This window comes from Chryseobacterium wanjuense (genome assembly GCF_900111495.1).
GTDB lineage: Bacteria > Bacteroidota > Bacteroidia > Flavobacteriales > Weeksellaceae > Chryseobacterium > Chryseobacterium wanjuense.
Map to the genome: position 1 here is coordinate 1,300,881 of NZ_FOIU01000001.1, position 20,012 is coordinate 1,320,892.

Below are 20,012 nucleotides of genomic sequence, written 5' to 3' on the forward strand. Positions count from 1 at the left end.
GTTGGAAGAGAAAAAATATACAGCGAGTAGCATTCAGACTTTGGAAGAAATGGAACATGTAAGGCTTCGTCCTCAAATGTATTTTGAAGATTGTTTTAAAGAAAACAATTTAAATTCTCTTGTATTCGGAGCCCTTTGCCACGCCATTGATGAATATTTTGACAATAATTGTAATGAAATCATTATTAATGCTGATGGAAATTCATTTAATGTAAAATATAATGCAGGAATGTCTTTAGAAAAATCTTGGGATTTGACTAAGGCAGAATGTATTATGACAAAAATTGGAGCTTGTAGTAATGAGAAAAAACATTTGGAAGTCGGAGATGAATTTTGTAGAGTTGGAATGACTACAATAAATGGAGTTTCAGAAAAATGTGAATTAAAAACAATCTGGAACAAGCAAAAAGCTCATTTTATTTTCGAAAAAGGAAAAACGGTTTTTAAAGAAATTTCCAAAACGGATATTTTCGAAGATGCAACAACAATCAGTTTTGAGATAGATAAAGAAATCTTTGGAAATTTTGTTTTTGAATTAAATGATCTTCAGCTGAAAATAAATTCATTAAAAGAAAAACTGCCAAATTTAAAAATTGAACTTTTAAATTAAAACAACCTTCTGTCATTCAGAACGGAGCGAAAGCGAAGTGAAGAATCTAAAAAAAAATAGATTTCTCCTTTCGTCGAAATAACAGATTATTGAAATGATAAAGAAAAAATTAAATTAAACTTAAAATTTACAAATCATAAAAAGACCAAAATACAAATATGACAACATTAGAAAAAGCAAAACTTTGGTTAAGCGATACATTTGATAAAGAAACGAGAGATGCTGTTCAACTTTTAATTGACAGCAATTCGCCTGATCTGGAAGACTCTTTTTACAGAGAGCTCGAATTCGGAACAGGAGGGATGAGAGGAATTATGGGTGTCGGAACCAATCGTTTAAATAAATATACATTAGGTCAAGCTACACAGGGACTTGCGAATTATATGTTAAAGCAATTTAAAGGAGAAGAAATTAGTGTGGCGATTGCTTATGATGTAAGAAATAATTCAAGAGAATTCGGAAAATTGGTGGCAGATGTTTTGACGGCAAACGGAATTAAAGTATTGCTTTTCAAAAATCACAGACCGACTCCGGAATTGTCTTTCACGGTGCGTGACAAAAAATGTAACGGAGGAATTGTATTAACAGCTTCTCATAATCCGCCTGAATATAACGGTTATAAAGTATATTGGAATGATGGCGCACAAATCGTTCCGCCACATGATGAAGCCATCATTAATGAAGTATATTCCGTGAAATTTGATGAGATTAAATTTAACGGAAACGATGATCTGATCGAATGGATTGGAGAGGAGCAGGATGAAGTGTATATCGACGCTTGTATCGAAAACTCTACGTATCAGGATGTTGGTAAGGGAAATTTAAATATTGTTTTCACATCCATCCACGGAACGACGTATACAACGGTTCCGAAAGCCTTAGAGAAAGCAGGTTTCAAGAAAATTGATCTGGTAAGGGAGCAGATGATTCCGAGTGGAAATTTCCCGACGGTGGATTCTCCCAATCCTGAAGAACCGGCAGCGTTGGAAATGGCGATGGATCTTGCAAAAATCACAAATGCTGATATCGTGATCGGAACAGATCCGGATGGCGACAGACTGGGTATTGCCGTAAGAAATCTGGATGGAGAAATTCAGTTACTGAATGGAAATCAGACCAATACGATTCTTACCTACTATATTTTAAATGAATGGAGAAAACAGGAAAGAATTACCGGAAAGGAATTCATCGGTTCTACGATCGTTACTTCTGATATTTTCTTCGATATTGCCCAGAGATTCGGTGTCGACTGCAAAGTAGGACTTACCGGATTCAAATGGATCGGAAAAATGATCCGTGATTTTGAAGGAAAAGAGAAATTCATTTGCGGTGGTGAAGAAAGTTTCGGATTCATGACGGGAGATTTTGTTCGTGATAAAGATTCTTGCGGAAGTATCGTTTTGGCTTGCGAAATTGCAGCCTGGTGTAAAGCCAACGGAAGAACGATGTATCAGTACCTGATCGAGATTTACCAGGAGCTGGGAATGTATTATGAAGGATTGGTAAACCTTGTCAGAAAAGGGAAAGACGGAGCAGAAGAAATTGAAAATATGATGAAAAACTTCCGCGAAAATCCTCCGAAAGAATTGGCGGGTTCACCAGTGGAAGAAGTGAAAGATTTTAAGGAACAGACCAATTTCATTGTTTCACAAAATGATAAAAAAGTAATGAATGACATTCCAAAATCGAATGTTTTGATCTACTATACTCAGGATGGAACGAAAGTTTGCGTAAGACCTTCAGGAACAGAACCCAAAATTAAATTTTACATCTCAGTAAAAGATTCCATTACTTCTGAAGCAGATTTCAGAGATAAACTGAACTCTTTGGATGAGAAAATTAATCAGGTAAAAAAAGATTTACAACTAACATAAATTAAATGCAGCAATGTATCAGTCTGGCAATATACCAATTATTGTTACCTGTTGCATTGTTATTGTTACATTAAAATAATTAAATAAAAAATAAAGTGAAAGTTTCAAAATTAGCGGCGAACCTGATCGGTTCTGAAATTGTAAAAATTGGTAACGAAGTAAATGATTTAAAAGCAAAGGGAGCGGAAATTGCTAATCTTACGATTGGTGATTTGAATTCTAATATCTATCCGATTCCTGCAAAGTTGAAGGAAGAAATTCAGAAGGCTTATCAGAACAACCTGACAAATTATCCGCCTGCTAACGGACTTTTATCTTTAAGAAAAGAGGTTTCTAAAGACCTAAAAACCAGATGGAATCTTGATTATTCCCCGGAAGATATTTTAATCACGGCTGGTTCAAGACCTTTGATTTACGCGGTGTACAAAACGATCGTCGACGAAGGTGATAAAGTAGTTTATCCGATCCCGTCTTGGAACAACAACCATTATGCCTACCTTACTTCAGCTGATGCGGTAGAAGTGAAGACGACCCCTGAAAACAATTTCCTTCCGACTGCGGATGACTTAAGACCTCACTTGTCGGGAGCAGTTCTGGTAGCGCTTTGCTCGCCTTTGAACCCGACTGGGACGATGTTTACAAAAGAGCAGCTTTCTGAAATTTGTGAATTGATTCTAGAAGAAAATAAAAAAAGAAGCGAGAATGAAAAACCGTTGTACCTGATGTATGACCAAATTTATTCAAACCTTACTTTTGGAGCAGAACACGTTGATCCTGTATCGCTTTTCCCTGAAATGAAGGAATATACAATTTATATCGATGGGATCTCAAAATGCCTTGCTGCGACGGGAGTACGTGTAGGTTGGGGATTTGGTCCGTCTCATATTTTAGACAAAATGAAAGCTCTTTTAACGCACGTTGGAGCTTGGGCGCCAAAACCGGAACAGGAAGCTACTGCAAAATATTATGAAAATCCGGAAGAAGTAAATGCTTTCGTAGAAGATTTCAAAGAAAAATTGGAAACGAGCTTAAAAGTTCTTCACAGCGGAATTCAGGATCTGAAAGGAAAAGGTCTTGCAGTTGACAGTATCGAACCGATGGGAGCGCTTTACCTGACAATCAAATTAGATTATATCGGAAAAACAAAACCGGACGGAACAGTGATCGAAAACTCTTCTGATTTGGTATTTTATTTAATCAATGAAGCCGGAGTTGCTTTGGTTCCTTTCTCAGCTTTTGGGGAAGAAAAGTCTGAGCCTTGGTTCAGAGCTTCTGTTGGTGGTTTAGCGATCGGTGAGATCACAGCCATGATGCCGAAATTAGAAACTGCTTTGAATAATTTAAAATAATACACTTAAGTTATAAGTTATTAATTATGAGTTATGAGTGAAAGTATTGTTGGGAAAAAAACTTTTGAATTTGCAATACAGATTGTCAATTTTTATAAAAAGTTTAGTATTGAAAAGAAAGAATACATTTTATCCAAACAAATCTTACGCTCAGAAACTTCTGTTGGAGCTAATGTCAGAGAAGCTTTAAACGCTCAAAGTAAAATGGATTTTATTCACAAATTATCTATTTCTCAAAAAGAATGTGATGAAACAATTTATTGGCTTGAACTTTTATTCGCAACTGAATATATTTCAAAAGAAGAATTTGAAAGTTTAAAAGGACAGGCACAAGAAATACTAAAAATTATCCGGAGTATAATAATAACCACAAAGAATAAGACTCATAACTCATAATTAATAACTTATAACTCTTTAACTTATGAAAATAATCGCAGTTATTCCCGCACGCTACGAAGCAAGTCGTTTTCCTGCAAAGCTGATGCAGATGTTGGGTGAGAAAACAGTGATCACGACGACCTACCAGAATGTTGTGGAAACAGGTTTATTCGATGAAGTTTTTGTGGCGACGGATTCCGAAATTATTTTTGATGAAATTGTAAAAAATGGCGGAAAAGCAGTTATGACCGGTCAGCATGAAACCGGAAGCGACAGAATTGCAGAAGCCGTACAAAATATTGATTGTGATATAGTTATCAATGTTCAGGGTGACGAGCCTTTCCTTAAACTAGAACCTCTACAACAGTTAATTGAAGTTTTTCATAACGATGAAAATCAGGAAATTTCTTTAGCTTCATTAAAAATAAAACTGACTGAAAAAGAGGAAATTGAAAACCCAAACAACGTAAAAGTGATTACGGATAATAATGGTTTTGCCCTGTATTTCAGCCGTTCTGTGATTCCTTTTCATCGTGAGATTTCTTATGATGTAAGCTATTTTAAGCATATCGGTGTCTACGCTTTCAGAAAACATGCTTTGATTCAGTTTTCAAAACTGGAGATGAAACCTTTGGAAATTTCCGAAAAGATCGAATGCATCCGTTATCTGGAATATGGCATGAAAATCAAGATGATAGAAACCAATTTCATCGGAGTAGGAATCGATACCCCGGAAGACCTGGAAAAAGCCAGAAAAATAATATCAGAATAATTGGTAAATTACCAGATTAATACATTGGTAAATTATTTAAAGCCTTATATTTGAATTTATAAATTGAATTAATGAAGAAATTAGTTTTAGTATTCGTCCTGATATTCTCGCAGTCAATTTTTGCACAAACAGCAAAGGAAATCATTGATAAAAATATTGAATTATCCGGAGGATTAACGAATTGGAAGCTGTTAAATTCTGTATTACTTCAAGGAAAAGTAATCTTGGGAGTAAAAGATGAATACCCGATAAAAATCTATCAGCAGCGTCCGAATCTTACTAAAACACTCATTACCATCAACGGAAAAGATACCGCAGTGGAAGGCTACGACGGAACGAGAGGATATGCCATGAACTATGCCACCAACAAACTTCAGGAATATCCGGGATATGTGCCGGAAAGCTTCGATAATGATTTTATCGACTGGGAAAATAAAGGTTTTGAAGCTAAATATTTAGGAAAAGAAAAAATCGGAAATATTTATTGTCATAAGGTTGAATTAACGAAAAACGTAAACAAAAATATCTATTATTTCGACACAAAAAATTACATGCTTTTAAGAGAAATCAAGAAAGATGAAACATTGGATTATTTCGATTATAAAAAAGTAGGAAATCTGAGTATGCCCTTCAGAATTGAGTCATCATCGACAAAAAAAGACGGAGATTATGTAATGTTGATTAATAAAATCGATATTAATAAAGTTTTTCCTGCTAATACTTTTAGATTTTAATTTTAATTAAAAAAGAATAAAATTTTAGTTATGAAAAAGATATTTTTACTGGCACTTTCCTTCGTAGCATTTTTACAAAGCTGCATGAATCAGAAAAGTGAAGTTTCTAAAGCTAAAACCACAGAACTTATGGGAAAATCAATATATGATTTCAAAGTTGATGCACTGGAAGAAGGCAAACAAATCAACTTTGCAGATTTTAAAGGAAAGAAAATCCTTATTGTAAACACGGCTTCAGAATGCGGTTTTACACCACAATACGCTGATTTGGAGAAAGTTTCAGAAGAGTATAAGGATAAATTAGTAGTGATCGGCTTCCCTGCAAACAATTTCGGTGGTCAGGAACCCGGATCGAATAAGGAAATCGGTGCTTTCTGCCAGAAAAATTACGGAGTAACGTTCCCGATGGCTGCGAAAGTTTCTGTAAAAGGTGATGATACCGCTCCGATCTTTAAATATTTAACTGAAAAAGATTTAAACGGAGTAAAAAATACAACCATCCTTTGGAACTTTACAAAATTCTTAGTCGACGAAAACGGAAAACTAATCGATTCTTTTGTAAGTACTACAAAACCAACGGATGAGGCGATTACGAAGTATTTGAAATAAATTATTAATGTAACAATGTAGCAATATAACAGTTTACCAATTGTTAGACTGTTATATTGCTACATTGTTACATTAATTTATCACTCATTCGTTTTCTCCGCAAAACAAAAAATATTCCCCAGCTTTATGCTTGAATAGCCGTTGCTCTTTATTTTTGAAGATTTAATCATGGCTTTGGCTAAAATATCGGTGGGCAAAGGTTTCTGACTTTCCAAAAGACCTAATTTATTAGCAAATTTTATAATTCGGCTTCCCAAAACTTCTCCCGATCTGTCAGAATCTTTTCTTTCGAGCATTCCGGGTTTGAAGATGGTGATTTTGTTGAAATGTAACTGTTTTACGGCTTCTTCAAGCTCGCCTTTCATTTTAGAATAGAAAATTTTAGATTTCGGATCGGCTCCGTAAGCGGAAACCAAAATATAATCTTCCACATTATTTTCTTTGGCTGCTTTTGCAAATTCGTACTGATAATCAAAATCCACTTTCCTTTGTGCTTCCTTGCTTCCCGCTGTTTTTAGAGTCGTTCCGAGACATGAAAAAGCAACATCACCTTTCACCATATTTTTCCACTCGTCAGGATTTTCAAAATTTACGACATGTACTTTCAATTTATTATTCTGAATATCAAGAGGTTTTCTCACAAAAACGTCGATTTCTTCAAAGTCTTTATCAGTAAGCAATTGATTGACTAAATCTTTTCCTGTGGCACCCGTAGCACCAATTACCAAAGCTTTCATATTAATTATGGTTTATTGTGATGATGTTTTCCTTCTTAAATTTACTAAATTTGGCGTAAAGTAAAAAATATTAACCATTACTAATTATTCATTGAATATGGATGCCAACGAAATCTTAGATTATTGTCTCGCGAAAAAAGGAGTTACAGAAAGTTTTCCGTTTGATAGTGAAACACTTGTATTGAAAGTAGGAACGAAAATGTTTCTCCTTATGAGCCTCGAAAAGCAGCCTTTAGGAATCAATGTAAAAACAGATCCTGAATGGAGCAGTGAGCTTAGGGAACAGTATCCACAAATTACCGGGGCATATCACATGAACAAAACACATTGGAATTCTGTAATGGTAGACGGCTTGAAGCGGGATTTGACCTTAAAAATGATCGATCAGTCGTATGAGCTGGTATTTAAATCTTTAACCAAGAAAATTCAAAACGAAATTAATAATTCATAAATAAAACTGTAAATTAAACATGAGGAAAGTACTAATTTCCGCAATCTATTTTTTATCAATAGGTGCAATTGCACAAACGAAGGAAGAAACTAAAACCTGGGAACTTTTACTCAACAATAAACGAACAGAAGCCCGAAATTTTTACGATAAAAATTTAAAAGACAAGAAGTTAAACGGTTTCGAGTCTTTGTTTCTCGATGCCCTGATTGATGAGGAAATGGGTGAAATGATTTTTGATGAAACATTTCTCAAAAACTTTGTTAATCTAAAGGAAGACGAATCTCTTTTATACCCGATTTTCAAGAAGAGCTTTGTGCTGTCGGACAACGAAAATTCGTCGATGGATGACAACACTTACAAAAAAGTAGATTTTCTGGCACAGGATCCTATTTACGGACAAAATATCTCTATTCTCGAATATAAAGCTACGCTTGACAGGGTGAGAAATAATCCCAAATCTGCGGATGATTATTTAGCCAAAATTAAAAGAATTGATAAGTGGCAGTTTGCCGGAGTATTTGAAAATCTCAACGGGAGCGGACTTTATAATGAATACGAGCCTGAGACTCATGCCAATAACGATAAACTTTTTAATGCCAATAGTTTTGGAAATATAGGCTGGTACAACAGGAAATTTCCTTCCAATGATGCTTTCGAATTTTTCATGAACGAAAGTGAGTATGGAAGAGGGATTATGTATGCTCAAAGTTTCATTGAAAATCCGGCGGAAAGAAAAATTTTATTTGAAGTCGATACTAACACGGAATTCAGGTTATTTTTAAATGATGTTGAAGTTCTGTCCAGTACAAGCGACGGATATTCGAATCTGGGAGCCCATATGGTGGAAGTGAATCTGCCAAAAGGAATGAACAGGCTTTTGCTGAAATTTGACATGAAGGAGTCTAAAAATGCTTTCATGGTCATCCCTTTTGACACGAATTTCCAGAAAATCTCCGATCTGAAATATTTTGATACTTACCAAAATTATCAGAAAAGTTCTTTGACACAGCTGCAGGCAAAAGAATTACCTCTAAAATTTGAAAGATTATTAAAGGAAAAAGTAGCCCAGAATCCGAACAGTTTCTTTTACAAATACTTATTGGCAGCGGGTTATCTTAATAATTATCAAAACGATCAGGCAAAAGAGATCATCGACGAATTGTTGAAAACCTATCCAAAAGCATCATTGGTTCAGGGACTTTTATCATCCTATTATACCAATCTTGATGATAAGGAAAAAATTAATGAAGTATTTAAAAATATAGAATTAAATGATGCTGAATATTTTCTCGTTCCGGTTTTGAAAATGACCAACAGTGATGGCTTTCAGGACATGTCTATCCAGGATCTTGAGAAAAACAGAGACATTCTTCTGAAGACCAAAGCTAAAGCTCTTGGCGGGTTTTTCGATATGATGATTGCCCTGAGAAACAGAGATATGGATAAGGCTAAAATGCATATTGCCAATCTTAAAAAAGGTTTTGCCAATAACGAAAAATTTTTCGTTGTTTTCACCGCTTTGGAGGATATGGATAAAAAAGATCAGTCTTCCACGATCAAAAAGTTTGAAGAATTTTATGCTCAGAAAAGCAGTCCGGATGTGATGTCGGGCTTGTACAGCCTTTATCAGAAGTCAAACAGGGTAGAAGATCAGAAGAAAATACTGAAAAAATATATGGAAATGTTTCCGTCTGTGAATTCTTTCAGATCACAATATCTTGATCTTCTGGATGATAATGTTCAGAATCCGGAATATGGGACAGAGCTGGAAAATGCTTTAGGAAACTATCCGTATTCTTATTCTTTACTGGCTGCAAAAGCTGAATATCTGGCCAAGCAAAATAAAAAAGCGGAAGCCGTAAAATTTGCAAAACTTTCCCTTTCCCACAACACGGAAAACGAAACGATGCACAAGCTTGTAAGGGACATTGACAATACACAGGATGAGATAAGCCTGGTGGCGGTAAAAGATCTTTACAAAATCGCTTCCGAAAGAAAAAATAAAGCTCCGAAAGGTAAAAAAGGCGTAACTACACTTTTGGATGAGTACATCGTAAATGTCTATCCTGAAGGAGGTTTCAAAAAAAGAAGCACCTATCTTTACGAAATAACTTCCGAGAAAGGGATCGAGGAAATGAAAGAATATTATGTCAATTATTATGATGATGTCATAAAATCCGAGATCGTAAAACCGAACGGAAGTATCGTTCCCGGAGAAAAGTCTGAGGATCAGATCGTATTTACAAATCTTGCGGTGGGAGATATTGTTGTCATTCAGAAAGAGAGCCTGGAAAGAAGCGGCGGAAGATTTTATAAGGATTTTAATTTAAGTTCTTATTTTAATTCGGAATATCCTGTTGTGGAATCCATTTTCACGGTAATCACGCCGGAATCAATGAATTATCAGGTGAAAAGCAATAATAAAGAAGTGCCTTCAACCAAGAAAAAAATCGGTGATAAAGTATTCCAGACCTGGAAACTGACCGATCTTCCGGAAGTCAACCTTGATGAATATTTTGGACCGAGTTTTTACGATGCAACTATTTCTGTAACAGCAAATTCTATTAAGACCTGGCAGGAAATTTCAAGCTGGTACGCGGATCTGACGAGAAAAAGTCTGGTTTCTGATAAAGTGGTCGAAAAAGCATTTAAAGAAATTTTCCCAAGCGGAGTTTCAGGAATGAATGACACTCAAAAAGCAGAAAAAATTTACAATTATATTGAGAAAAATGTCACGTATAGTTCGGTAGACTTCCGCCAGAGTGGATATATTCCGCAAAAACCATCCAAAACTTTGGTAACAAAACTGGGGGATTGTAAAGACCTTTCGACGCTTTTCGTGATCCTTGGAAATCAAGCCGGATTAAAATCAAATCTGGTTTTGGTTCAGACTAATGATAATTCTGTGCAGCGCCTGATTTTGCCGAATTTAAGTTTCAATCATTGTATTGTAAAAGTAAATCTCGACGGAAAAGAAACCTTTTTGGAAATGACGGATAAATATTTACCGTTTAATTCAGTTGTTAAAGGAAATTATAAAGCAAAAGGACTTGTCATTTATACAGATAAATCTGCTTCGGGAAATTCGGATTTAATTGATATTTCTATTGATAATAATACGAAAACGTCTTTTAAAACAATAAGTGAAGTCAATATCAATGGGGATTTGCAGAACTTTTCCACAAAACAGTTTGTAATGGGAGAAACGAAAAGTTATTACAACGATTTTTTCCAGGATTCGCAGACGGAAGATTTCCGCAAAAAGAATCTGGAAGAGGAATTCGGATCTGTTTTAGATAAAGTGATCAGCGTAAAATCTGTGAAACTTCTTGACGGGAAAGATCTTACGGCAAAACCGCTGTCGTATGAAGTGCAGTTTAATATTAATGATAAGCCACAATCTGTCGGAAGTTTGAAAATCATGAAAATTCCTTTTGTGACAAAGCCTTTTACGAAAGAAGTGGTGGCCACTGAAAACAGATCTACAGATATTCAATACACGAAATATGAGAAACAGAACGATTATTTTGAAGAAGTGTATCTGAATATTCCTGAAGGTATGAAATTCATTGAAATTCCTGAAAATAAAACATTGGCTTACAATGGATTTAATTATTCCATCAATTATAATCTGGAAAAAAACAATAGATTAAAAATTACCAGAAAAGCAGATACACCTTGGGATAATATCAAGAAAGAACAATATCCTGAGTTTAAAAAATTCGTGGAAGATGCCATTAATGCAGAAAACCAGATTTTAGGTTATAAATAATTTTAACCACAAAAATAATTCAATACAAAAAAGAAAATGCTTACAAATTTGTAAGCATTTTTTATTTTAAAAATTAAATTCTTCAGTTAATCTTTTGTCTTCGTCTAATCTTTCAATGAGTTTTTCGAGTCCTTCGAATTTTATTTCGTCGTGAAGAAAATCTCTGAATTTCACAGTAATTTTTTCATCGTAGATATCACCTTCAAAATCAAGAATATATACTTCTACGGTTAATTTTTCTCCGTTTACAGTCGGATTGGTTCCAATGCTTAGCATTCCTTTATATTGCTGGTTTTTTACAAAAACTTCAACGATATAAGCGCCTTTTTTAGGTAAAAGTTTAATGGAATCTGTTTCAATATTGGCTGTCGGATAGCCGATTGTTCTTCCGATTTTCTTCCCGTGAGCCACCGTCCCGGAAACAGAGTAGGAATACCCCAGCATTTCATTGGCATCCTTGATGTTTCCTGCTAAAAGCGCATTTCGGATTTTGGTAGAACTGATATTATTTTCATGAATATTAATCGCTTCCATCTGCTCAACTTCAAAATCCAGTTCTTTTGACAATTTTTGAAGCAATTCAAAGTTTCCGCTTTTATTTTTTCCGAAAGAATGGTCGTAGCCTATAATTAAATACTTTACATTTAATCTTTCAATTAAAATCTGACGTACAAATTCTTCACCTGTCAGGTTTCGGAACTCTTCATCGAATTCTTTTAAAAACAGATTATCAATGCCATACTTTTCCATCAGGAATTTCTTTTCCTCTAAAGTATTCAGCAGTTTTAAATCTTCATTAGGATTAAAAACAAACCTCGGATGTGGCCAAAAAGTGAGCACTGCAGTCTCTAAATTGTTCTCTGCACCTACCTTTGTCAACTCATCGATAATACTTTTATGACCAAGATGTACCCCGTCGAACATACCTAAAGACAAGGCTAATGGCTTTTGAGAGGAATAATCTGTGAAATTCTTGAAAACTTTCAAAACGGAAAAAAATTTGACTGCAAATATAGGAAATAATGTACCAAATTAATGTAACAATATAACAATGTAGCATTTTAGCAATACATAATATATAACCTGATTCTGTTATCCGCGATTTGACTGGGGAACTCATAAATTATTATCTTGCTACACCAGCAAAAAAGTATGATAAAAATCTGTTTTTTACCAATTGCGGGTTAATGAAGAATCATTATATTTGCACCAAGAAAAAATTTAGCAATGGCAAACCAAATTAAAGGTAAAATTTCTCAAATTATTGGTCCGGTAATCGACGTTGTCTTTACTGATGTGGAAGCAGTTCCAAGCATTTATGACGCGTTAGAAATTACAAAAGAAAACGGTGAAAAAGTAGTTTTAGAGGTAGAGCAACATATTGGCGAAGATACAGTAAGATGTATCGCAATGGACGCTACTGATGGTCTTAAAAGAGGGCAGGAAGTAATCGGATACGGAAATCCTATTACGATGCCAATCGGAGAGGCTGTAAACGGAAGACTATTCAACGTTGTTGGTGATGCTATCGACGGACTTCAAAATATATCTAAGGAAGGTGGTCTGCCAATTCACAGACCAGCTCCAAAATTTGATCAACTTTCAACTTCTGCTGAAGTTTTATTTACAGGTATTAAAGTAATCGACCTTATCGAGCCTTATGCAAAAGGAGGTAAAATCGGTTTGTTCGGTGGTGCCGGTGTAGGTAAAACGGTATTGATCCAGGAGTTGATTAATAATATTGCAAAAGGACACGGAGGTCTTTCGGTTTTCGCCGGAGTAGGTGAAAGAACGAGAGAAGGAAATGACCTTTTGAGAGAGATGTTGGAATCAGGTATTATTAAATACGGTGAAGATTTCATGCACTCTATGGAAAACGGAGGTTGGGATCTTTCTAAAGTAGATTTAGAAGCAATGAAAGATTCTAAAGCAGCTTTCGTTTTCGGACAGATGAACGAGCCACCTGGTGCAAGAGCGAGAGTAGCACTTTCTGGTCTTACATTAGCTGAATATTACAGAGATGGAGGTGAAAGCGGACAAGGTAGAGACGTACTTTTCTTCGTAGACAATATCTTCCGTTTTACACAGGCTGGTTCTGAGGTATCTGCACTTCTTGGTCGTATGCCATCTGCGGTAGGTTACCAACCAACGCTAGCTTCTGAAATGGGTGCGATGCAGGAAAGAATTACTTCAACTAAAAATGGTTCAATTACTTCAGTACAGGCGGTTTACGTACCTGCGGATGACTTGACTGACCCTGCTCCTGCAACTACATTTGCCCACTTGGATGCAACTACGGTACTAGACAGAAAGATCGCTTCATTAGGTATCTATCCTGCGGTAGATCCATTGGCTTCTACTTCAAGAATCTTGGCTCCTGAAATTATCGGTGAAGAACATTACAACTGTGCTCAGAGAGTAAAAGAAATTCTTCAGAGATATAAAGCACTTCAGGATATCATCGCGATTCTTGGTATGGAAGAACTTTCTGAAGAAGATAAATTAGTAGTTTACCGTGCTAGAAAAGTTCAGAGATTCCTTTCTCAGCCTTTCCACGTAGCAGAACAGTTTACAGGTATTCCTGGATCATTGGTAGATATCAAAGATACCATCAAAGGATTCAACATGATCATGGATGGTGAATTGGATCACTTACCGGAAGCTGCTTTCAACTTGAAAGGAACTATCGAAGAAGCTATCGAAGCTGGACAAAAAATGTTAGCTGATAACGCTTAATTTTTGAACGCTTTATGCCTAAAGCTTAAAGCCTAAAGCCTAAAAAATATGAATATAAAAATTTTAACACCAGAATACGTAGTTTTTGAAGGGGAAGTAGATTCTGTATTGTTGCCGGGTAAAAATGGAGAATTCCATATTATGCAAAATCACGCAGGAATCGTTTCTTCTCTAGTAGGTGGTAAAGTAAAATTATATGCTAAGTCTGTGGATGAAGCATATACGAAATATTTTACTAAAGAAAATGAAAAAGATTCAGTTTTCTCTTATCCTATCAAAAGCGGTGTTGTAGAATTTAATCATAATAAAGGAATTATCCTTTGTGAATAATTAAATGAAAAGCTAAATATATTTTCAAGAAAGTGTAACTTTGGTTACACTTTTTTTATGTCTTGTAAAAATCTGATTGTATGAAGAAATATTTAATCATTTTATTTACAGTTTTGGGTATGCTGTTCAATGCTCAAAATATAAAAACAAAAAGAGGAATTGTAACGATTGACGGAATTCACGTTGCAAAAATCTCCAACAAATCGGATGAATATATTTTCATGGATTTGAAGGAAACTCCGATTTATACTATAGAATTTGTAGACAAAAGTATAGTTGATTCTGTACGAGACAGTTACATCAAATTAAATAGGATTTATAATAAAGATAAAACCTTAGAATTAGATTACATTTCTCCATCGGCATTTTCCGGTGAAGAAAAATCGGCAGTCTATACTTCGGTTAAAAGTCTGAAAATTATTGATAATAAAGGAATTAATATCAAAAATCTGGACGACTTATTTTCTAAAACTCCCAAAAGAAATTTAGATGCCAAAACCAAGGAAGCATATTCCGTAAGAAGTAAAATTGATAAACTGAATATCACGGTGAACAATGTCGGTGAAATTTTAAGTAACGGAAGACCCGTTGGATATTTTACCAATCTACCCGTGAGTTTTGGTTCGGAAGACACGGTCATGGATAAAACTTTTGTTGATATAGAAATCTACGACGCCAACAGTAAATATATCGGAAGATATATCACAACAACGAAGCAATTGAAAACTGCCGGCGGAAAAACTTTCACCATGTACAGGGAAATGTCCGGTCGGGCTTCGATTCTGAAATTTCCGACTTACAAAGCGATTGCAGAAAGACTCGCCATCATGGATCCGAATTTTATTAAACCTCAGGGAAAAGTTGTCGCTGGTCCCGTTTTGAAAGATGGTATAGAAAAATAAATAAAAATAGGACGGGCTTTAGCCCGTTTGCACAAAAAATACATTCAACTGGCTTTAGCCAAAATTAAAAAAACTCCTGAAAATTATTTTTCAGGAGTTATATTTTAAACTTAGCTTGTCATTCTGTAGGAATCTAAACATGGTTTTGCTAAAAATTGGAACCTGAATTCCTACGACAAAGTTGATGTATATTTTATTTATAAAAGTTACGAAAGAAAAAAATTCAAAAATTACAAACTCAAAATCACTCCATTTTCTTTCAACTGCTGCATGGGTTTTGAAAACCAAAACAATTCAAAATCTTCAAAATTTTCTTCAAAATTTGTCTTAACTTGTTGAAGGGTAATCTTTTTAGGGTTTTCAGGAGAGTTTTCTTCAAACATTTTCATCAGCCATTCTGCCTGTTCCTGCTCCAAATCGATGCTGACAATATTGGTTTTTAAATGGACTGTAATTTTCGTATACGGATAAACATATTGTTTTTTTGTTTTTACGCGATTCTCAGCGATTACATTTTTCGTCAGAAAAACGATTTTTGAATTTCCTTTAAATTTAAAATCTTCATCTTCCAATAAACAGTCATGAATATAATCGGGATGAATGGTTGTTCTCGGAATTTTAAAATCAAACCATTCCTGAAGCGAAAGGTCAAAATTAATTTCGTGCATATAATTGAACAAAGATTTTTTTAATCCAAAACTAAATTTCCCATGATCGATTCCGGTTTTATCTTTAAAATCGACATCGTTGTTGGCAAACAAAATTTCCTGTTTGATCGGAATCACTCCAAACTCTTCAGGATTCAAACCGACAGGTGAGTGGGCAGTCATGGCAAACTGATGCCAAAATCCACTTTGCAGAATTCCCATTTCAAACATCTGTCGAACCATTTCTAAAGAATCGACCGTTTCCTGAATTGTCTGGGTAGGATAGCCATACATCAGATAAGCATGGATCATGATCCCGGCTTCGGTAAAATTTCTTGTCACCTGTGCAACCTGTTCCACAGAAATTCCTTTGTCGATTAATTGTAGCAACCGATCACTGGCCACTTCAAGGCCACCCGAAACGGCAACGCAACCTGAAAGTTTTAACAAAAAACATAAATCCTTAGTAAAACTTTTTTCAAATCGAATATTGGTCCACCAGGTGACTACAAGATTTCTTCGCAAAATTTCCAGCGCAACTTCCCGCATCAGAGCCGGAGGAGCGGCTTCGTCTACAAAATGAAATCCGGTTTCCCCTGTTGTTTGGATCAACTCTTCCATTCTGTCAACGAGAATTTTTGCAGAAATGGGCTCGTAAATTTTGATATAATCCAAAGAAATATCACAAAAAGTACATTTTCCCCAGTAGCAGCCGTGCGCCATTGTCAGTTTATTCCACCTTCCGTCGCTCCATAAACTGTGCATCGGGTTGGCGATTTCAATCACTGAAATATATTTATCTAGTTGTAAATCAATGTAATCGGGAGTGCCGATGTCAACTTGTTTATAATCGTGTCTTTTAGAATTATTTTTATAGGTAACCTTTTGGTTTTCAATGAGAAAGGTTCTTTTAAATTCAGGTTCTTCACTCGGTTCAGAATGACAAATATGTTCGTAAAGCAGTTCAATAGGAAGCTCGCCATCATCCAAAGTAATGAAATCAAAAAATTCAAAAACTCTCGTGTCTTTTACTTCCCGTAATTCTGTATTCGGGAAACCGCCACCCATCGCGATTTTGATGTGAGGATAATTTTCTTTAATAAACTTTGCACATCGAAAAGCTGAATATAAATTTCCGGGAAAAGGTATCGAAAAACACACAAGCTTTGGTTGTACAATATCAATTTTTTCTTTAAGAATTTTTAAAGTAAAATCATCAATAAAAGTCTGATTCTCTGATAGTTTTAAATATAATTCATCAAAGGAATTGGCACTTTTTCCCAATTTTTCTGCATACCTGCTGAACCCAAAATCTGAATCGATATTTTCAATAATATAATCAGATAAATCTTCTAAATATAAGGTAGCCAAATGTTTAGCTTTATCCTGCAAACCCATGTTCCCGAAAGCAAATTCCATATCATCAAGTTGGTTGAATCTGGAAGCTTCCGGCAAAAAATTCATGGAGCAGATCTGTCTCGCCAGTGTCGGAGTTTTGCCCTGAAGAAAAGAAATTACCTGATCGATGGTTTTGATGTATTCATCTCTTAAGGCAAAAATTCTTTGCGCATTTTCTGAAACATTTTGAATATCAATCTTTTTGTCGAAAATTCTCTGAATTCCGTCTTTTGAAAATAAATCCAAAATCACTTCAATTCCCAAATCGATCTGATAGCTTGAAATATTTTTAGTATTTAAAAAACCTTTGATATAAGCCGTCGCAGGATATGGAGTATTGAGTTGGGTAAAAGGCGGAGTGATAAGAAGCAGATCTTTCAACAGTAAAATTTTTGCAAAGTTATTTTAAATTTTTGAATTTTTAAGAATGAACATTTTTTTTACTTCCGGCCAAAACATTTAAAATTACTCCGACCAATATCAAAGTGATTCCAAGAAATAAATTGAAAGTAAATTTTTCATTAAAAATAAGTACACTCACCAATACTGCGACTACAGGTTCCAGTGCTCCCAAGATTGCTGCCGGAGTTGAACCAATACTTTTGATGGCAAAAACCAGACACAATGTTGAAACTACAGTCGTTAAAAATGCAAAAACTACAAAACTAAAAAATAAAGTTATTGACGGAATAGCGAATGATTCTTTTCCTAGTAGAGCTTTAATCATAAAAAAACCTGAAGTAAAAAGCATGGAATAGAAGGAAAGCTTAAACCCTGAAACCTTTATATTGGATTTATTAACGATGATAATATAAAGTGCATAAAAAAGTGAGCTCAGCATTACAATTCCCAATCCTATGTAATTAATTTCCAGACCTTTTCCTTTTAGGCATAAAACAATTACTCCAGCAAAAGCGAGAAGTAATGATAAGATAGAAATGAAATTTAGCTTTTCTTTATAAAAGAAAAACATGATCAGAGCAACAATAACAGGGTAGATAAAAAGCACGGTTGATGCGATTCCCGCGGTGAGGAAATCATATCCTAAAAATAAAAATTCTGAAGAAAGGGCATAACACATTCCGAGTACTGCTAAAATTAATCCTTCTTTTTTATTAATAGAAAAACTTTCTTTGGAATAAAGTAAATAACCACCAATCATTAAGGCAGAAAATAAAAATCTATAAAATAAAGTAATATCTAATGAAAAATGTGCCTGCTTTACAGGTACGATAAAAATCGGAATCAGACCATATGAAACCGCTGAAATAATTCCTAAAGCATATCCTTTTAATTTCATTAAAATTATTCTATAAAAAATTAAAATATTATAAAAAAAACCACTGAATGACTCAGTGGTTTTTTTTTATTAAATAGGTTTGAAACTTAAACCTTGTTCTTGTAACAGTTTCTGTTCCTGCTCTTTATAGTAACCACTTACTAATTTGTCATGAATTGCTTCAAACGCCGCAAGCGTTTCGTTGATTTCTGAATCTGTGTGAGAAGCTGTAGGAATTAATCTTAATAAAATCATTCCCTTTGGAATCACCGGATACACAACCACAGAGGTGAAAATTCTATAGTTTTCTCTTAAATCTTTCACCAAAAGAGTGGCTTCTACAGGGGTTCCCTGCATCATCACCGGAGTTACGCAAGTGTTTGTATCACCAATGTTGAATCCTCTTTCTTTTAATCCGTTTTGCAGTTTATTGGTGTTTTCCCAAAGCTTTGCTTTGATTTCCGGTCTTGTTCTCAACAGCTCCAATCTTTTCAAACCTCCGATTACCATTGGCATTGTCAAAGATTTAGCAAAAATCTGAGATCTTAAATTGAATTTTAAATATCTGATGATCTCTTTATCACCAGCGATGAAAGCTCCGAAACCAGCCATTGACTTGGCAAAAGTAGAGAAGTATACATCAATCTGATCCTGACATTCCTGCTCTTCACCAGCTCCGGCTCCTGTTTTTCCAAGAGTTCCGAATCCGTGAGCATCGTCAACCAGAAGTCTGAATTTATATTTTGATTTCAATTCACAAATTTCTTTCAGTTTACCTTGCTGTCCTCTCATTCCGAAAACACCTTCAGTAATTACTAAAATACCTCCGCCATTTTCCTGAGCTACTTTTGTTGCTCTCTGAAGGTTTTTTTCAAGACTTTCAATATTGTTGTGCTTGTAAGTAAATCTTTTTCCGGCGTGAAGTCTTACACCGTCTACGATACAAGCGTGAGAATCAACATCATAAACGATTACATCATTTCTTCCTACCAAAGCATCGATGGTAGAAACCATTCCCTGATACCCGAAATTCAATAAATACGCAGATTCTTTTTGAACAAAATCAGCCAATTCTCTTTCCAGTTGCAAGTGCTGTTCAGTTTCTCCTGACATTGCTCTTGCTCCCATCGGATAAAACATTCCGTATTCTGCAGCAGCTTTTGCATCAGCTTCTAAAACTTCAGGATGATTACACAGTCCAAGATAATCATTGGCACTCCAGAAAATCACTTCTTTTCCCTGAAACTTCATTCTCGGTCCGATTGGTCCTTCCAATCTGGGAAAAATAAAATATCCTTCTCCGTAATCTGCAAATTGTCCAAGAGGCCCTGGATTATCTTTTATTCTTTCAAAAATATCCAACATTATAGTAATTTTTTAAGTAAAAAAGCCTTTTATGATCTACAAAAAAGGCTCGATTTGTATCGTGAATTA

At 35.0% G+C, this 20,012-nt stretch carries 17 protein-coding genes; 12 read left to right on the forward strand and 5 right to left on the reverse strand.

Features of this window, described 5'->3' with window-relative positions:
- Position 1: 1 nt before the first annotated feature.
- The 7 genes from BMX24_RS05910 to BMX24_RS05940 all read left to right on the forward strand — a co-directional run bounded on the left by BMX24_RS05910 (position 2) and on the right by BMX24_RS05940 (position 6,326).
- Positions 2–610, forward strand: coding sequence for a DNA topoisomerase subunit B (locus BMX24_RS05910; protein ID WP_139176757.1), 609 nt, complete (start codon positions 2–4; stop codon positions 608–610).
- Between the two features lie 158 nt (positions 611–768).
- A complete protein-coding gene (locus BMX24_RS05915) occupies positions 769–2,484 on the forward strand; it encodes a phospho-sugar mutase (protein ID WP_089791126.1) in 1,716 nt (571 codons plus the stop codon).
- Positions 2,485–2,579: 95 nt separating this feature from the next.
- The gene (locus tag BMX24_RS05920; protein ID WP_089791127.1) at positions 2,580–3,833 is read left to right on the forward strand and encodes a pyridoxal phosphate-dependent aminotransferase; all 1,254 of its coding nucleotides are present in this window, start codon (positions 2,580–2,582) and stop codon (positions 3,831–3,833) included.
- Positions 3,834–3,866: 33 nt separating this feature from the next.
- A complete protein-coding gene (locus BMX24_RS05925; protein ID WP_089791128.1) occupies positions 3,867–4,229 on the forward strand; it encodes a four helix bundle protein in 363 nt (120 codons plus the stop codon).
- Between the two features lie 25 nt (positions 4,230–4,254).
- A complete protein-coding gene (gene kdsB / locus BMX24_RS05930) occupies positions 4,255–4,983 on the forward strand; it encodes a 3-deoxy-manno-octulosonate cytidylyltransferase (protein WP_089791129.1) in 729 nt (242 codons plus the stop codon).
- 71 nt (positions 4,984–5,054) lie between these two features.
- A complete protein-coding gene (locus BMX24_RS05935) occupies positions 5,055–5,717 on the forward strand; it encodes a histidine kinase (protein WP_089791130.1) in 663 nt (220 codons plus the stop codon).
- 30 nt (positions 5,718–5,747) lie between these two features.
- Entirely contained in the window at positions 5,748–6,326 is a 579-nt protein-coding gene (locus BMX24_RS05940; protein WP_089791131.1) for a glutathione peroxidase, read from the forward strand.
- An 80-nt stretch (positions 6,327–6,406) separates the two neighbouring features.
- On the opposite strand, the gene BMX24_RS05945 is transcribed toward BMX24_RS05940, so the two are convergent.
- Positions 6,407–7,063, reverse strand: a complete 657-nt coding sequence (locus tag BMX24_RS05945; RefSeq protein ID WP_089791132.1) for an NAD(P)H-binding protein — start codon at positions 7,061–7,063, stop codon at positions 6,407–6,409.
- Positions 7,064–7,160: 97 nt separating this feature from the next.
- Here BMX24_RS05945 and BMX24_RS05950 point away from each other — a divergent pair, with 97 nt between their 5' ends.
- Positions 7,161–7,514: an MmcQ/YjbR family DNA-binding protein gene (locus tag BMX24_RS05950; protein WP_089791133.1), complete on the forward strand. Its 354-nt coding sequence runs from the start codon at positions 7,161–7,163 to the stop codon at positions 7,512–7,514.
- A 19-nt stretch (positions 7,515–7,533) separates the two neighbouring features.
- Positions 7,534–11,286, forward strand: a complete 3,753-nt coding sequence (locus BMX24_RS05955; RefSeq protein WP_089791134.1) for a DUF3857 domain-containing protein — start codon at positions 7,534–7,536, stop codon at positions 11,284–11,286.
- Positions 11,287–11,352: 66 nt separating this feature from the next.
- On the opposite strand, the gene BMX24_RS05960 is transcribed toward BMX24_RS05955, so the two are convergent.
- A complete protein-coding gene (locus BMX24_RS05960; protein ID WP_089791135.1) occupies positions 11,353–12,273 on the reverse strand; it encodes a bifunctional riboflavin kinase/FAD synthetase in 921 nt (306 codons plus the stop codon).
- A gap of 240 nt (positions 12,274–12,513) precedes the next feature.
- Here BMX24_RS05960 and atpD point away from each other — a divergent pair, with 240 nt between their 5' ends.
- The 3 genes from atpD (at position 12,514) to BMX24_RS05975 (ending at position 15,254) form a co-directional block, all read left to right on the forward strand.
- Positions 12,514–14,022 carry a F0F1 ATP synthase subunit beta gene (gene atpD, locus BMX24_RS05965; RefSeq protein ID WP_089791136.1) on the forward strand — a complete coding sequence of 503 codons (1,509 nt, stop codon included), beginning with the start codon at positions 12,514–12,516 and terminating at the stop codon, positions 14,020–14,022.
- A gap of 48 nt (positions 14,023–14,070) precedes the next feature.
- Positions 14,071–14,352, forward strand: a complete 282-nt coding sequence (locus tag BMX24_RS05970) for a FoF1 ATP synthase subunit delta/epsilon (RefSeq protein ID WP_089791137.1) — start codon at positions 14,071–14,073, stop codon at positions 14,350–14,352.
- An 80-nt stretch (positions 14,353–14,432) separates the two neighbouring features.
- The gene (locus BMX24_RS05975) at positions 14,433–15,254 is read left to right on the forward strand and encodes a hypothetical protein (RefSeq protein WP_089791138.1); all 822 of its coding nucleotides are present in this window, start codon (positions 14,433–14,435) and stop codon (positions 15,252–15,254) included.
- Positions 15,255–15,484: 230 nt separating this feature from the next.
- Here BMX24_RS05975 and BMX24_RS05980 read toward each other — a convergent pair whose 3' ends face one another.
- The 3 genes from BMX24_RS05980 to BMX24_RS05990 form a co-directional block, all read right to left on the reverse strand.
- On the reverse strand, positions 15,485–17,680 hold the full coding sequence (locus tag BMX24_RS05980; protein ID WP_089791139.1) for a B12-binding domain-containing radical SAM protein: 2,196 nt from the start codon (positions 17,678–17,680) through the stop codon (positions 15,485–15,487).
- Positions 17,681–17,720: 40 nt separating this feature from the next.
- Positions 17,721–18,599, reverse strand: a complete 879-nt coding sequence (locus tag BMX24_RS05985) for a DMT family transporter (protein WP_089791140.1) — start codon at positions 18,597–18,599, stop codon at positions 17,721–17,723.
- 69 nt (positions 18,600–18,668) lie between these two features.
- Positions 18,669–19,940 carry an aminotransferase class I/II-fold pyridoxal phosphate-dependent enzyme gene (locus BMX24_RS05990; protein ID WP_170835694.1) on the reverse strand — a complete coding sequence of 424 codons (1,272 nt, stop codon included), beginning with the start codon at positions 19,938–19,940 and terminating at the stop codon, positions 18,669–18,671.
- Positions 19,941–20,012 lie beyond the last annotated feature (72 nt).